This is a genomic window from Gardnerella sp. 26-12 (assembly GCF_001660745.1).
GTDB lineage: Bacteria > Actinomycetota > Actinomycetes > Actinomycetales > Bifidobacteriaceae > Bifidobacterium > Bifidobacterium swidsinskii.
The window spans coordinates 19,497-34,760 of record NZ_LWSR01000004.1; the positions used below are offsets into that span (position 1 = coordinate 19,497).

General features: G+C 38.9%; 11 protein-coding genes. All 11 read left to right on the top strand.

Features of this window, described 5'->3' with window-relative positions:
- Nucleotides 1-86: 86 nt before the first annotated feature.
- On the top strand, nt 87-1,184 hold the full coding sequence (mvaD, locus tag A5295_RS00600) for a diphosphomevalonate decarboxylase (RefSeq protein WP_064621443.1): 1,098 nt from the start codon (nt 87-89) through the stop codon (nt 1,182-1,184).
- Nucleotides 1,185-1,193: 9 nt separating this feature from the next.
- Entirely contained in the window at nt 1,194-3,533 is a 2,340-nt protein-coding gene (gene fni, locus A5295_RS00605) for a type 2 isopentenyl-diphosphate Delta-isomerase (RefSeq protein ID WP_064621444.1), read from the top strand.
- 128 nt (nt 3,534-3,661) lie between these two features.
- Complete coding sequence (gene rpmB / locus A5295_RS00610; RefSeq protein WP_012913853.1) at nt 3,662-3,856, top strand: 50S ribosomal protein L28; 195 nt, start codon at nt 3,662-3,664, stop codon at nt 3,854-3,856.
- A gap of 103 nt (nt 3,857-3,959) precedes the next feature.
- Complete coding sequence (locus tag A5295_RS00615) at nt 3,960-6,356, top strand: ATP-dependent DNA helicase RecG (RefSeq protein WP_064621445.1); 2,397 nt, start codon at nt 3,960-3,962, stop codon at nt 6,354-6,356.
- Between the two features lie 142 nt (nt 6,357-6,498).
- Nucleotides 6,499-8,754 (top strand): DUF4135 domain-containing protein, encoded by a 2,256-nt coding sequence (locus A5295_RS00620; RefSeq protein WP_156518082.1) that lies wholly within the window; start codon nt 6,499-6,501, stop codon nt 8,752-8,754.
- A complete protein-coding gene (locus tag A5295_RS00625) occupies nt 8,741-10,831 on the top strand; it encodes a cysteine peptidase family C39 domain-containing protein (protein ID WP_064621447.1) in 2,091 nt (696 codons plus the stop codon). The genes A5295_RS00620 and A5295_RS00625 overlap by 14 nt, the downstream gene beginning before the upstream one ends.
- Nucleotides 10,824-11,765, top strand: coding sequence for an ABC transporter ATP-binding protein (locus A5295_RS00630; protein WP_004111357.1), 942 nt, complete (start codon nt 10,824-10,826; stop codon nt 11,763-11,765). The genes A5295_RS00625 and A5295_RS00630 overlap by 8 nt, the downstream gene beginning before the upstream one ends.
- The gene (locus A5295_RS00635; RefSeq protein WP_004111358.1) at nt 11,762-12,514 is read left to right on the top strand and encodes an ABC transporter permease; all 753 of its coding nucleotides are present in this window, start codon (nt 11,762-11,764) and stop codon (nt 12,512-12,514) included. Before A5295_RS00630 ends, A5295_RS00635 begins: the two co-directional genes overlap by 4 nt.
- Complete coding sequence (locus tag A5295_RS00640) at nt 12,511-13,251, top strand: hypothetical protein (RefSeq protein WP_004111359.1); 741 nt, start codon at nt 12,511-12,513, stop codon at nt 13,249-13,251. The genes A5295_RS00635 and A5295_RS00640 overlap by 4 nt, the downstream gene beginning before the upstream one ends.
- Nucleotides 13,194-14,477: a sensor histidine kinase gene (locus A5295_RS00645; protein ID WP_157754340.1), complete on the top strand. Its 1,284-nt coding sequence runs from the start codon at nt 13,194-13,196 to the stop codon at nt 14,475-14,477. The genes A5295_RS00640 and A5295_RS00645 overlap by 58 nt, the downstream gene beginning before the upstream one ends.
- Nucleotides 14,470-15,153: a response regulator transcription factor gene (locus A5295_RS00650; protein ID WP_004111361.1), complete on the top strand. Its 684-nt coding sequence runs from the start codon at nt 14,470-14,472 to the stop codon at nt 15,151-15,153. The genes A5295_RS00645 and A5295_RS00650 overlap by 8 nt, the downstream gene beginning before the upstream one ends.
- The last annotated feature ends 111 nt before the right edge of the window (nt 15,154-15,264 follow it).

Here is a 15,264-nt window from a genome sequence, read left to right on the forward strand (position 1 = left end):
AAAGAAGCTTGTGCGCACTGTTTTGCTAAAACATTGACTAGCACATTAACAAACGAGAATTACGTATCTGCCGCAAAAGGAACAGTATGCAAAATGTTGAAATTCAGCCAAAAATAACGTTTGACGCTAGTCTTTCACCCAACTCAGCTTTTGCTAAAGCAAACGCGAATATTGCGCTGATTAAGTATTGGGGTAAGCGCGATGAAAAGCTGATTTTGCCTTATACTTCCTCGCTTTCGCTCACCCTTTCGGATTTGTTTACAACTACAAGCGTAAGTTTTGCGAATAATCTTGAACAAGATACTTTTACTTTAGATAATGAAAAGATTTCGCCGTCTGCCAAAACTTTTCGTCGCGTAGTAGCTATGCTCGATTTGGTGCGTGAAATTGCAAGAATTTCAACGAAAGCAAGCGTTATTTCGCATAATATTGTGCCAACTGCTGCTGGTCTTGCGTCGAGTGCGTCTGGTTTTGCAGCTCTTGCGTCTGCTGCCTCGTACGCTGCTGGATTAAACCTAACTCCACGAGAACTTTCTAGACTTGCAAGACGTGGTTCTGGTTCAGCTTGTCGTTCGATTTTTGGAGGACTTTCAATTTGGCATGCAGGTTGCGACGACGAAACATCTTACGCAGAGCCTATTGAAAACGCACAAGTTGCGCTTAAAAATTTAAACCTTGCTATGATTGTTGTTACTTTGGACGATAGCAAAAAGCCGATTTCTAGCCGAGAAGCGATGCGCAGAACGGTTGAAACTTCGCCAACGTATATGCAATGGGTTGAGCAGTCGAAAGACGACCTTGAAATTGCTAAAAACGCAATTAAGCGAGCAGATATTGAGCAATTGGGTGAGGTTGTTGAACGCAATGCTTTTGGAATGCACGAAACTATGCATAATGCTGTTCCGTCGGTGAATTATTTAGCTAGCAGCACGCATATTGTGCTTGAAGCGGTTAAAAATATGCGAAAAGATGGTTGGCTGGTGTGGTCTACGATGGATGCTGGTCCAAATGTGAAGGTGCTTACTTCTGGAGATGATGCTTATCGTGCGATGTGTCAGTTGCGCGCGCGAGTTGAGGATGGTTTACGTAATTCTAGCGTTTTTTGTAATACAGAATATTGCGAGCCGAAATTTGCGATTGCGCTGCCAGGTGACGCTGTGACGGTGAGTACGAGTTTAAAATAGGCGGATAATATGACTCAAGTGCGCTCTAGTGCCCCAGGAAAGCTTTATATTGCTGGCGAGTATGCTGTTGTTGACGGCTGTGCTGCAATTGTTGCTGCTGTTAGTCGTTATGTAACAGTTAGCATAAGTGATGAAACCTTAAACGAAGAGTTACGCGAAAATTTGCAGAAAAATGCGCCTAGTAGCAGAAATTATTGTGGTGTGATTACGTCAGATGCTGAAAAATATAAACCGCTTCTTTGGGCGCGTGCATCCGACGGAAGTATTGAAATACAAAACGACGGAAAATATGCTTATGTGCTCGCTGCAATGGGCGTAGTCGACGCTTATGCTAGTGAGAAATGTGAGCCAAATATTAACCGAAAAAGTTACAATGTGCATATTTCTAGCGAACTTGATGATGCAAAAACTGGTAGAAAATACGGTCTTGGATCTTCTGCTGCAGTAACTGTTGCAGTTATTCGCGCGTTGTGCAAATGGTATGGTTTGAATCTTTCGACTCCAGAAATTTGCAAGCTAGCGTTGATTGCGTCGTCGAGTGTTAAAAAATCCGGAAGCGGTGGAGATGTTGCTGCCAGCTCTTATGGCGGTTGGATTATGTATCGCGCGTATAACCGAGAGTGGCTTGAAGCTGAGCTGACGCTAGTAAAATCCGGATGCTCTGATTTCGGTGAGTTGTTGTACAAAAAGTGGCCACGACTGGAAGTTAAGCGTTTAAATGTAGATAAGTCGCTAAAACTTTTAGTCGGGTGGACTGGTTCTCCTGCGTCTAGCGCAAAGCTAGTAAGTAGCGTAGAAAGTAGCGTTAAAACTAGTGCTGAAGGTAGTACGGAAAGTAGCGTCGAAACTAGTGCTTTTGACAATAAAAATCAACTTTTTACTTACGAAGATTTTTGCAAACAAAGTGAGATTTGCGTGCAAAAACTTGCGCGCGCAATTGAAAAGTTTGAAATAAGCGAAATTTCTAGCGGTTTTGCTCAAAATCGTGCGTTGTTACAAAAATTAAGTGCTCTTACTGGAACTGTTATCGAAACGCATGAACTTACAAAATTTATTGAAATTGCGACTTGTGCCGGTATTCCTGCAAAAACTAGCGGCGCAGGCGGGGGAGATTGTGCAATTGCGCTGTCGACAATTTATGACAATAATGTAATTGAAACTATGAAATCTACTTGGGAAGCCAATGGAATAAAGCCATTGAATATTGATGTTACGGAAATTTTTGGAACTGGTAAGCCTTCTGAAAATATTGTATTAGACGCGTTTGCTAAGAGTTGCGAACCTAATGCACAATCTGCTCAATCTTGCACAATACAAAACCGCAAAGACGCGCATATTGCGCTTGCGGACAAGCAGTATAAAACTCGTGCAGATTCAGATTTTGACAAAGTGCGTTTTGTGCCGAATGCTTTGCCACAAGTTGCGCTTGAAGAAATTGACGCTAGCGTGAACGTGCTAGGAAGCGAAGTATGCGATTCTGTGCATTGGTGCTCGCCGATATATATTAACGCAATGACCGGCGGAAGTGATGCTGCTAAAAAAGTGAATGCAAGTCTTGCTAGAGTTGCTGCAAAAAATTCTGTTGCTATGGCGAGTGGATCTTTGAGTGCTGCTCTTCGAGACGAAACTTTACTCAGCACTTTCAGTGTCATAAGAAGCGAAAATCCACATGGATTTGTGATGGCAAATGTTAGCGCTGGAACTAGTGTGTCTGATGCATTGCGTGCTGTAAACATGATTCATGCGAATGCGTTACAAGTGCATTTAAATGCTGCACAAGAGTTGGTTATGCAAGAAGGCGATCGCGATTTTCGAAATTGGTTGTGCAATATTGAGTCTATTGTCAGTGCGTGCGAAGCACTAAGCGTGCCTGTGATTGTGAAGGAAACTGGATGCGGAATTTCTGCTAAAGATGTTCATCGTCTTAAAGATGTTGGAGTGCGCACTGTAGATGTTTCTGGTCGTGGCGGAACTAATTTTGTAACAATAGAGAATGCTCGCAGGAACTTAGGCGACTGTGATTATTTGGCTGATTGGGGTCTTACTACTGTTGAGTCGCTGGTTGACATACGCAAGTGTGATTCGTTAAAAAATATGGAAGTTTTCGCAAGTGGAGGAGTTCGCACGCCTTTGGATGTTGTGCGTGCGTTGGCTTTGGGTGCTTCTGCAGTTGGTGTCGCTGGCGAGTTTTTGCATACGCTTATGCATGAAGGTGAGGATGCGCTTTCTTTGCAAATTGATAACTGGCAGAAGCAAATTAGGGTGATTATGGCTCTTCTTGGATGCAAGACAGTCAAGGATTTACAAGAAAAGACTGAGTTCGTGCGCGCGGATTGTCTTGGTAAGTGATATACTTGTGTAGTTGTGCGTTCAAGCGTGCTTATTTGTTTATGCAATGTGCGTAAGTAATTTGCGTAAGTAGTTCGTGTGTTTGAATGACGCAAGACTTGCAAGTCAAAGAAAATAGGAGTCCAATTATGGCAGCTCGTTGCGCAGTATGTGGCAAGGGACCTCAGACTGGTTTCACTGTTTCACATTCGCATATCCGCAATAAGCGCACCTTCCGCCCGAACCTTCAGCCGGTTCGCACCACCATTGATGGCGAGAACGTTCGCCTTCGTGTGTGCGTGAAATGCATTAAGGCTGGCAAGGTTCAGCGCGTTGAGGCGTGATTCGCGCATTGTATTGCGTTTAAATTGTAAGGCCCTGAGTGTTGCTCGGGGCTTTTTTGTATTTGCATATTTTTTCGTGCGCACGTTATATTCCTGATTGCGAATGATTTATAATCGAAATATGCTAAATACGCCCACGAACTCAGCCAAAATGCATACTTCGCTTTGTGCAATAATCAGCAATAAGCGACGCGTTTCTGCATTAAAATCTTTGGGCATAGTCACAGTCGAAGACGCATTGACTTACTACCCGTTTAGAGTCACAAGTCCATTGAGAATTGCGAACTTAAAAGATATAAAAATTGGCGAAGAAGTGGCTTTCTATGCGCAAGTTCAGTCAATTAACGTTGTGCCTATGAACGCTCGTCGCGGTTTTAGAATCGAAATTAACGTTTTGCAAGATATGCAAGTGGTAGCTCAACTTATTTATTTTTCTAAAAATCGTCAATACGCTCAGTGGCTTTCGGCAAAGATGCATGTTGGTGAAATGGTTGTTGTTGGCGGTACGTCTAGCGCTTTTAATGGTAAATTGCAATTTACGCATCCTCAAATTCTTACTGTATCTGCTGTAAAAGAAAGCGATAGCTTGCATCAATCTCGCGATACTGTAAGAAGCGTGGAAGATGGTTTGGCGCGTATGAGCGCTCCTATGCCCGTGTATCATGCAAATTCTAGGATTTCCAGCGAGCATATTCACGAAACTATACTTTCTATACTTTCTGCACTTTCTAAATATTCTGAAGATTTCGCAGCTTCTAAAAATTCCGCAGTTTGCACTACTGAATCCCTGCAAATCCCAAACATTACGCCTGAATCAGTGCTAAAAAAACGTAACCTCATGACTAGAGCGTCAGCAATATACTCAATTCATAATCCGCAATCAGTTGACGAATTTTATAAAGCTGTTGACTCGTTGCGCTATGAAGAAGCTTTTATTTCCCAAGTAGCTGTATTGCGATCTCGTGAAGATTCTAAAGATAATCAAGCAAAATCTTGTAATAATTCTCTTATAAGAAATGAATTTGTGGAAAGTTTGCCGTTTGAGCTTACTGCAGGTCAAAAAGATGTAATTGATGAGATTGTACGTGACATGCGTGAGCACCATCCGATGCGTCGCTTGCTTCAAGGTGAAGTTGGTTCCGGAAAAACAGTTGTTGCGCTCGCTGCAATGCTCGAGGCAGTTGGATCAGGCTATCAGGCTGTGCTTGTGGCTCCTACTCAAGTTCTGGCGTCTCAACATGCCGAAAATTTGCGCCAAATGATTACGCGCGCGAATCTAAAAGTGCCTGTAATCGTCGTAACTGGAGGCATGAGACTTGCGGATCGCAGACGTGCGCTAGCGAGTGTGGCAAGTGGAGAGCCTTCGCTTATTGTTGCAACTCATGCAGCGTTCTCATCGACTTTTAAGCCGACTAATTTAGCTTTGGTAATTATTGACGAGCAACATCGTTTTGGTGTTGAGCAGCGCGATGTTTTGTTGCGCAAAATGAGCGTAGATTCGCATAATAGTGTTGAAAAGTCTTTTACACCGCATCTTTTAGTAATGACTGCAACGCCTATTCCGCGCTCTGCTGCTATGACGTGGTTCGGTGATTTGGATGCTTCGTATTTAACTGAATTGCCTGGAGGTAGAAAACCTATTCGCACTTTTGTTGTGCAAGAATCGGATGCGAATACTATGGCGAGAATGTTTGCGCATATTCGTGCTCGCATTGATGCAGGTGAGCGTGCGTATGTTGTTTGCGCGCATATTGATGATGATTTTAATGAGGATTCTGGTAGTGGTTCTGCTAGGGATTTTGGTAGCGATGAATCTGAAGGTTTTGAAGATGTTTCGCAATCTGTGCAATCTAATCAATCTGAAGAAAATAACGCAGATTCTTTGCGCAAACTTCATACAGTTAACGGCATTTTGAAGCGGCTTTCAGCTTTGCCGCAATTTAAAGGCGTTACTTTTGCTAAGCTTACTGGTCGCGACGATGATGCTACGAAACGCGAAACGATGGAACGTTTTGCGCGCGGAGATGTGCAAGTTCTTGTAGCTACAACGGTTATTGAGGTCGGTGTTGATGTGCCTCAAGCGAGTTGCATTGTGATTTTTGACGCGGATCGTTTTGGTCTTGCGCAATTGCATCAGTTGCGTGGACGTGTTGGGCGTGGTGGCACGAATTCTTGGGCATTTTTGGTTGCGCAAACTGAGGATGGAAGTCTTGCTCAAGAACGTTTGCAAGTTGTTGAAAATTCGCTAGATGGTGCCGTAATTGCTAAGAAAGATTTGGAATTGCGCAATGTTGGCGATGTTCTTGGCGATAAGCAGTCGGGTGGTCGCTCGAGTTTGAAGATTTTGCGAGTTGTTAAGGATGCAAAGATTATCGCTATGGCTCGTGAAGATGCGTTGGAGACTTTGCAAAAAGACACTCATCTTGTTTCGTTGCCGTATCTTGCAGGTGCAGTGCTTGATTTTACGAGAGGTGGAAGTACGCAAATCGTAAGCAATTAAAATTCTAAAGTTCTGAATTTGCGCGCAAAATATCTTATAAAGATTACAATATTGWATNAATAAAATATTAACTAAAGTTTGCGGTGATTTACATGAAACACCTCCTTCTTTCCTAGTAGAATCAAAAGACTTTAAGTTGTATTTGAAGCGTGGCTCAAATGGTAATTTACAAGTATTGGAAGTTCTATGGAGCTTAATATCTGAAGATGAGAAAATATTGGATTTGGTTTGGCCAAAAAGTTTAAATTTGGGGGATCATTCTTGGTATGAATCTATTGATCGCAAACCATTATCATCAAAAGAACAGGCTTCAAGATACTACCGGAGATTTGGACAAATTATGTGTTTGGCTTATGCGTTGCGTATGAGCGATTTGCATTATGAAAATATTATTGCTCATGGAGAATATCCTGTAATTATTGATTATGAGACACTAGGTGCGTTAAATATAAATGAAAGTTATCGCAAGAATGATGTTAGTTTTAATTATAAACTATTGAAGCGGATAAATAACAGTGTTCTTATGACAGGAATGCTTCCACTAGCTGCAAATCAATCTGAGCGTGATGATGTTGGTGCTATATCTTCAAAGAGAATACTTAGATCTGTTAAGGAACTGGTTGATATAGGAACTTTAGATATGAGGTTTGAGAGAAAAGATAGAATAGTCTCTACTAACACTGCCTCTCCCTTCTTAAGTAAATATGATGGTGAAGAAAATTTGGCATGGGAAGATTATTACGATGATATATTAGATGGTTTTCATTATACGTATACAGCTATTCTTAAAGTGCGTAAGGAGTTGATTGCTAAGTTAGAAAGTGTTGCTACATCTATAGAAAGTAGAATTTTATTACGTAATACCCGAGAATATGCTGCTGTTATAGAGGCGTTGAAATCATATCGTTTTCAAGAACGTAAGGAATATATTTGGAAGATTTTTTGCGAAAAGAAGTATGGTATTTTATCTTCAAATTTAGTTGACTACGAGCGTTCGGTTCTAGAAGTTGGACTTATTCCGTCTTTTTACTGTAGAGCAAATTCAAAAGATCTTTATGGTGGGAATAAACAGCTACTATGTGAGCTTTCTTTGACTCCTATGACTTTAATGAAACAACAACTTGAAAGGCTGAATACAAAAGATCTTAAATTTCAAGTTGATGTGATTGAGTTTTCTCTTAAAGGTGTAGCTACAGTGCAAAACACGCAATGGATAACCTATTGTGAGACTTGCAAAAAAAATAGTTTAATTGCGCTAAAGTCACAAACACAGATAGCTTCCGATTTATCTTTTAGTATTGAAGAATTCTTTACAAAGTATGCTGTAATTGATAAACATAATTCGAAGAATAGATATTGGTTTGGAGCCAATGTTGATGATCGGGACAATCTAGTTATTGATGTTGTTTCCAGTAATTTATATTCTGGAAGAGACGGTATTGAGACTGTTCTTAAAAATAGTCTTCCCGATGATAAGAATGGTCAATTTACATCTAGTTCAGTTTATTTGAGTTATATGTCTCGTTTGATTGTTGGTGAAGATCGTAATCGATTTTTATCGTGCAATATTAATGAAATCTTGAATTGTGTTCGAAAAGATAGTGTTCATGATGTTCTTGGAGGGAACGCGGGTTTTATTTTTTCTTTGGCTGATATGAACACTGATTATACGCATGTTCTTATTCAAGAAGCTGCATACAGTTTAAAGAAAAAAATGATCTGTGAAGAAGGGATTTTGCGATGGCCTATCGGAAATGAAGTAAGAAAAGCTAATGCCAGCTTTGCGCATGGTAATGCTGGCATAGGATTGTCGCTTCTTAAGGCTGGAATAGTTCTCCATAACGAAGAATACGTCGATCTTGGATTAAAAGCTATAAAGACAGATGATTCATTTATAAATGCAAGTGGTTTATGGGTGGATACGCGTCATATTCCATCAATTCCAACTGCTAACTGGTGTAATGGAACAACTGGTATGGTTCTTAGCCGATATTTATTATTGGAATTGGATAAAACAGTAGGATTTCTAGATTATTTTGAACGTCAAAAAGCTCGTGAAGAAATTCATTTAGGGATTCAACATATTCTTTCTAGCTTTTATTCATTAACAAGTTTTTCTATGTGCCATGGCATTTCAGGTAACCTTAAGTTGCTAATATTTCTTGATAAGCAAGGTCTTTTATCTGTAAATCAAAGTGTTGAATTGAGTCGTCAGATTAAACTATTCCTACGTTATATTGTTGATTTTGGATGTGGGTTCGGTAATAATCGTTTTCAATCTTTAGGACTTATGACAGGACTAGCAGGGATTAAATTGTTCCTCGATGAACTCTCTAATGACAAAGCAACTTTGTTTCCTCTTATTCCAGTAAGGAGTGATGCAAATGAAAATGATTAAACAACAGTCAGAAAAAGATTGTTTACTCGCATGTTTTGCCATGGTTTTGTCTGCTTATGGGATTAGCAGAGATCCATATTCGATTAATCCTGAACACTACCTATTTGAGTCTGATGGATTACGAGCATCTAGTTTGCGATCTTTATGTGAAAAATATGGTCTACTGTTAAAAGCATATCGTATTAATTCTTTAGAGTTGTTGGAATATGCCAAGCAAAGTGATTCAATCTTGATTTTACATTTGATCAACAATCATTATGTTGTGCTATCAAAAGTAAAAAAAGAGTTTTTAGTTATAAACGATCCAGCATACGGTATAAGACGTATCCGTATTGATGAACTTAGTAGAATTTTTTCAGGAACAGTGTTGTCGATTTCTAAAGATTCTTCATCAAAAGTGAAAATCGATAAAAAAGATCCTGTGAAAAAAACTAATGTTTTTTCTTTATTTTCAAAAACTGGTTTTTTGTGGATGCTGCTTTCTTTTATTTGTATTCAAGGTGTTTCATTATTATACGCTGCGTTATTGCGTTGTATAGTTGAGAAAAACAATAGTTTTAACTATTTGTTTATAGCAGTAGGGTGTATAGGGCTAATTACTGTATTGAATTATTTTGTGCAGGTAAAAGCATTAGAAAAAGGGGCTAGAGATTTTGATAGGGCTTATTCAAATCGTCTAATCAAATCAATGACACAACAGCCATTATCTTATTTCGAACGTTCCAGCATAGGTGCTTTAATCGAGAAGTTAGCTTTACGCACTACGGTGCGTGATACGCTACAAAAGGCAATCATTCCTCAACTGTTTTCAGCTATATCTTCTACTGTCCTTCTTGGATTCATAGCCTATTTTACCCCTATTATTTCAGTCGTTCTACTTTTAGGGTTAGCTTTTTTTGCAACCATTAACTATTTCATTGTTAATAGACAAAAAGAATTGACGTTTGATTTTATTCAATCTCAGCAAAACTTATCAACTAGAATTCAACATGATATTGAAGATATTGCTGTTCTTATTTCTACTCGTAAAACCAATTATATTGCAGATAAATGGATTCAATTAAATGATTCACTAACGTCTAGTTATCTATCGCTAACAAAACTAGTTACGTTAGCTCAGTCGTTCTCTTCTTTTTTCACATATGCTTCAAATATTTTTCTGGCCGTTTATCTAGCATTTTGTTTCAAAATGGGCAGTGTTAACCTGGGTGAAATGCTAATGATACAATCATGTGCAGCACTATCTGTATCAGGATTAAAAGATGTGCTTAACTCGTTTACTGGATATGTAACTGTACGACAAAATCTAGATAGGAATAATGACCTTACTGCTACGCAACCTAAACAATTATTTGTCGAAGATTCTTCTAGCTCTGAATTAGTTGCTACAAATTTGAGCGTAACTTTACCAGGAAATAAACATTTAGATTATGGGACTATTCATTTCACTCCTGGAGAGAAGGTATTTCTAATAGGCAGATCTGGTATTGGAAAAACAACCTTTATTAAGACTCTGCTTGGTTTAATACCTCATCAAGGTCTGTTGTATCAGCCGAGTAGTTTTAACGATAAAGTTGGAGTTTCGTTAGCTGATACACCTTTAGGCGGATCTACCATCCGAGAATTTCTTGTGGGTGAATATGATAAAAAAGATGCTAACTTACTTTGGTCGGCACTGGAAATAGTTTCTTTAGATCAACGTATAAAAGAATTTCCTTTAAAATTGGATTCCTTATTGTTGGAAAATGCTTCTAATTTGTCAAGTGGAGAAAAAAAGAGATTAGCTATTGCTCGCGCTCTTGTTTCGGCTCAAAACGGATGGGTTTTTTTGGATGAGCCTTATATTGGGTTAAATCAAGAACTTATAAAAACTATTCATTCGAATCTTAAAAACAACAAACAATTATCAATTATGTTAGTTACGCACAACTTACGAATGTTGAAACCACAAGACAAAGTTATATTTTTCAGTGATATTGCATCACCAGAAATTGGTACACATTCGCAGCTATTGAATAGTAGCGAAATGTATCGAAATTATTACAAATCACAAATGAATGGAGATATTAATGTCTAAGTATGCAATTGAAACTTGTAGACTATCAAAAGTCTATGGTGATCAGGCTGTAGTGCGGGATTTGTCTATTCATGTTCCACGTGGAAGCATCTATGGTTTTCTTGGACCAAATGGTGCTGGCAAATCAACAACTATGAAGATGTTGCTTGGTCTTGTTAAACCTTCAAGTGGTCAGATTGTAGAGTTTCGGAATTCTGCAAGTAATGGTAGCTCTAAGAAAGTGTTGCCGGGGTTATTGGTAGGATCGTTGATAGAAGGTCCGGCATTTTATCCTAATTTAAGTGCCTTAGAGAACGTTGATTTGGTTTGCGATTATCTTGGCATTGTTCGTGCTCAAGGTCGAGAAGCACTCGACATGGTTGGGCTTTCAGGTATAACTGGTAAAAAACCAGTGAAAGCGTTTTCTTTAGGAATGAAGCAGCGTCTAGGTATAGCGTTAGCTTTGGCAGCGAATCCACCTGTGTTGATTTTAGATGAGCCAACAAATGGTTTAGATCCTGCTGGTGTAGTAGAAATGCGTCAGCTAATTGTTAATTGGGCGCATAACCGTGGTACGACGGTGATGATTTCATCTCATATACTTTCTGAAATTGAACAGATGGCTGATTATGTGGGGATTATCTCAGCAGGAACTTTACGCTTTGAGGGGCGTATGCAGGATATTTGTTCTGCAGGGTACTTGCAACTACAAGTTTCTGATATGCAATCTGCAGTAGTTCTATTATCTAATTGTGGTATTGATTATAAAGTGGAAGAGGCTAGTAGATCCCTAATATTGCCAATTATATCTAATGAAGTAGTAGCAAATTTGGTTGCACATCTTGTGAATCAAAATGTGAAAGTATATAGGGTACAAATGGTTCGTCAATCTTTGGAAGAAGCATTCTTAGAACTAACAGATCCAATTTACACATCAAAGGTGGTCGCAAAATGAAGCAGTTTATTTTAACGCTAAAAAGTTTGCGTCATCGACAGATTTTGCTGATTACATTATTATTCATTGCTGTTGTTGGCTTATGGTTGGGTGCAGCGCTTGCTAAACGTGCTCGTGGCCCCAAAGAGATTCACCTTTATTTGCTAGCATTGAATGAGGTGATGATGTTAGCTATCTACGTGTTACCGATTATTGCTGCAATTGTCGCCTCTAGGGTGGTAACCACATCGCGTGATGGTGGTATGGATACTAAACTGCGTTCTATGGGAATTTCTGCTAGTCGCCAGTTTGGTGCAAATCTTGTTGTAACTATAATGATTACTACGCTAGTTGCTGTTTTCATTTTGGCATTAGCGCTCGTATCATCGTTAATATATGGATTTAATAGACCAAACAACATTACAATAATATCATTATCTGCTTTACTTGCACTGGTAGGAGATGCGATTGCTGTAAGTGCTATACATACATGGGCTGCTACACAATTTTCACAACAAGGTGTGACTCTTGGAATGGCTGTGGTTGCTGCTATAGGTACATCTGCACTTCCATTTGCTGGTTTAAATTATTTATCTTGGATTTTGCCTTGGGGTATTGTTAGTGCTGCGAATCCGGTACTTGGTTCAACTGGTGGCGTGGTTACTATTAGCTCCGAAGCACTACTGTTTGGCGTAGTAGCAGTGATTGTTGGGATTTTCTGGTCTAGTGTGTGCATGTTTTTGATTAAAATTAGAAAGGTGGAACAATGATAAAAAAAACATTTGCTTGGGAATGTAGGAAAAATAACATTACTTGGTATTGGATTGCTTTATTGTGTACGTCTTTTCTTGGATTGCTTATGGGAATTAGTCAATATGAGTCATATGAAGCAGAGTTCAAGGCTCAAGGAGTTACCTATTTAGCAGTATGGGGTCAGTCTGCGTTGTTGCCAACGACATTATTCTTTCCTATATTGCTTGGTGCACTGCAAGCGCAGAAAATGTCTAATGAGCATAATGGCCGTAATATTGCTCGTTTAAAGGCTATTGGAGTTGTTAATAAGTATATTACAACATTGACGCTTCATTCCTTTGTTATTTCTATGTTTTCTGTATTGCTGTTTGGCACTTTACAACTTGTTGCTGGCATATTTCTTCATTTTCATATTTCTGATGTATTTTCTCTAGTTCCTCGTTTATTTGCGATTGCATTAGCGATGACAGCTTGGCAACTGATTGTAGTGGGTATTGGGGTTCGCCTTTCAGGATTTTCTTCAATTGTTACAGTTGTGTTGGTTTCATCACTCATAGGATTTGGAATGGCTATTGTTGCACCCGCATTATCTGTTGTTTATCCACCGGCTCTTCTTGCGTATGCAAGTGCTGTACGTTGTATAGGTGATTTTTATGCGGTAGGTTCGATTGTTATCTCTGTTATGATGAATCTAATGTGGATAATTTTAGGAATGATATTCATAAAGGTTCAATTCAAACGAGCAAGGCTATGAGCACTTATATGCGTGAGAAAGCTTTATTTCATCACGATTATAACGCTAGACGAATATCCTCAAGTAGTTACCGGCTTGGGTTCTTTGACCAAATATATGCAGCTTGGATAAATAACTCTGAGCCGGTATGGATTATTGGAATACTTTCGACTATCTATCAAATAATAATTGGATTACGTAGTGATGCTGATCCGATTATAGTGTGGATGACGGTTGTGCTAACTTCTATTGCAGTATTTGGTAGGCGCCGATATTGGCATATTTCTGTTGCTTTATCTCTTATGGCCGCTAGTATATCTGCCTATTGTGGAGATGTAAATATTGGATTGCTTACCATGTATATTCTGGCTTCTTCAGGTATATGTTTGCTTGATATGCGAAAAATGTTAATAGGTATATTAGCCTTAGGTGCTGGAGTTGTCTTATCAACTCTTTATGGATATGTAGTCTTCGGCAGGAAATTAATTATTCCTGCCATTTCTGTTTTTGTATTTACATCTCTAACTGCTGCTCTAATACGAATGAGAGCAAATCAGGTCAGAGAGAAACAACAAGAACAAGCCATATTATCTGAACTACATGAGAGTGAATCCCAAGCACGAGTTAATGAGAAAGCTACGAGAATGGCAACTGTGCTACACGATTCTGTTGGACATTGTCTTACCGCAATTATTAGCCTCACTGAGGGTCTGCAAGTAGATGATGATTTAGATGTGAAACAGCATGAAATAGTGAAACTTATCAACGAATATGCTAGAAGTGGCTTACGGCAAACGAGAACTCTAGTTAACTCGATATCTGGTGGAGAACAAGATAGTAATAAGGAACATTCTATTACCGATATTGAAGAACTGGTTGCAGGAATCAATAAACTTGGAATACGTGCACAGCTAGAAATAACACCAGTAGTTCCAGAAGTGGGGGTTCAAATTCAATGGGCATACAGGATTATTCGCGAATCTATAACGAATACTTTGAAACATGCTACACATGCTACAGAAATTAGTGTTCAAATCACCATAACGTTGAAAGGAGAACTCGAAGTTGTTGTAATTGATAATGGCAAACAGATGGGTATTCATGAACAGACTCCGTCTACTGGTTATGGTCTTGCTCATATCGCTGCTGATTTAGTCAGTATTGGAGGCTCTATTACTGCAGGGGTCTATGCTAGAGGTGGCTGGAGAGTGCATGCAATTATACCAAAGGAAAATATCTATGATTGATCGCAAAAAAATCCGAGTTATTATTGTCGATGATCAGAAAGCTATCCGTTATGGATTTTCAATGATAATTAACAAATCTGCTACATGTACTGTCATAGGATCTTGTGAAAACGGGCTAGTTGCATTAGATATGCTTGAAAGGTTATCTGCATCGGGTGAGCAGTTGCCGGAAATAATAATTATGGATATTAGGATGCCTGTTATGAATGGGATCATTGCGACAAAACATATTAAAACTAAATACAGAAATATTAAGATTCTTGCACTTACTACTTATGATTATGACGACTATGCATTTAAAATGCTAAGTTCTGGAGCTTCCGGTTTCCTACTAAAGGATGTGCGCGGACCGCAACTTATATCTGCTATTGAAGCTATTAATGCAGGAGATGCTGTGCTAACTCCAAGAATAACAGGAAAGATATTAGCTCGTCATGTTTCTCAAATCAGTGCAAGTCAAGATGTGCAAATAGCTAGAGCTAAATTTGATGCTCTAACAGAACATGAAATTGAAATAGTAAGCCTTGTGTCATGTGGTCTCAATAATGCAGAAATTGCTGAGAAGCTTTTTATTGAACCTGATTCAGCCAAAAAAGCTGTCTCTCGTATTCTTGCAAAACTGGGGATGCGTGATCGCGTGCAACTAGCTATAGAATGGATAAAAACTTCTAATTGAGTAAAAATAAAAGTCATACTCTAATTAGACATATGTAAGACAATTCACATTTACGAAATAAATCGAAAAATTTAATAGTTTTGCACTCAAAAACGATAAAAACAATTATGT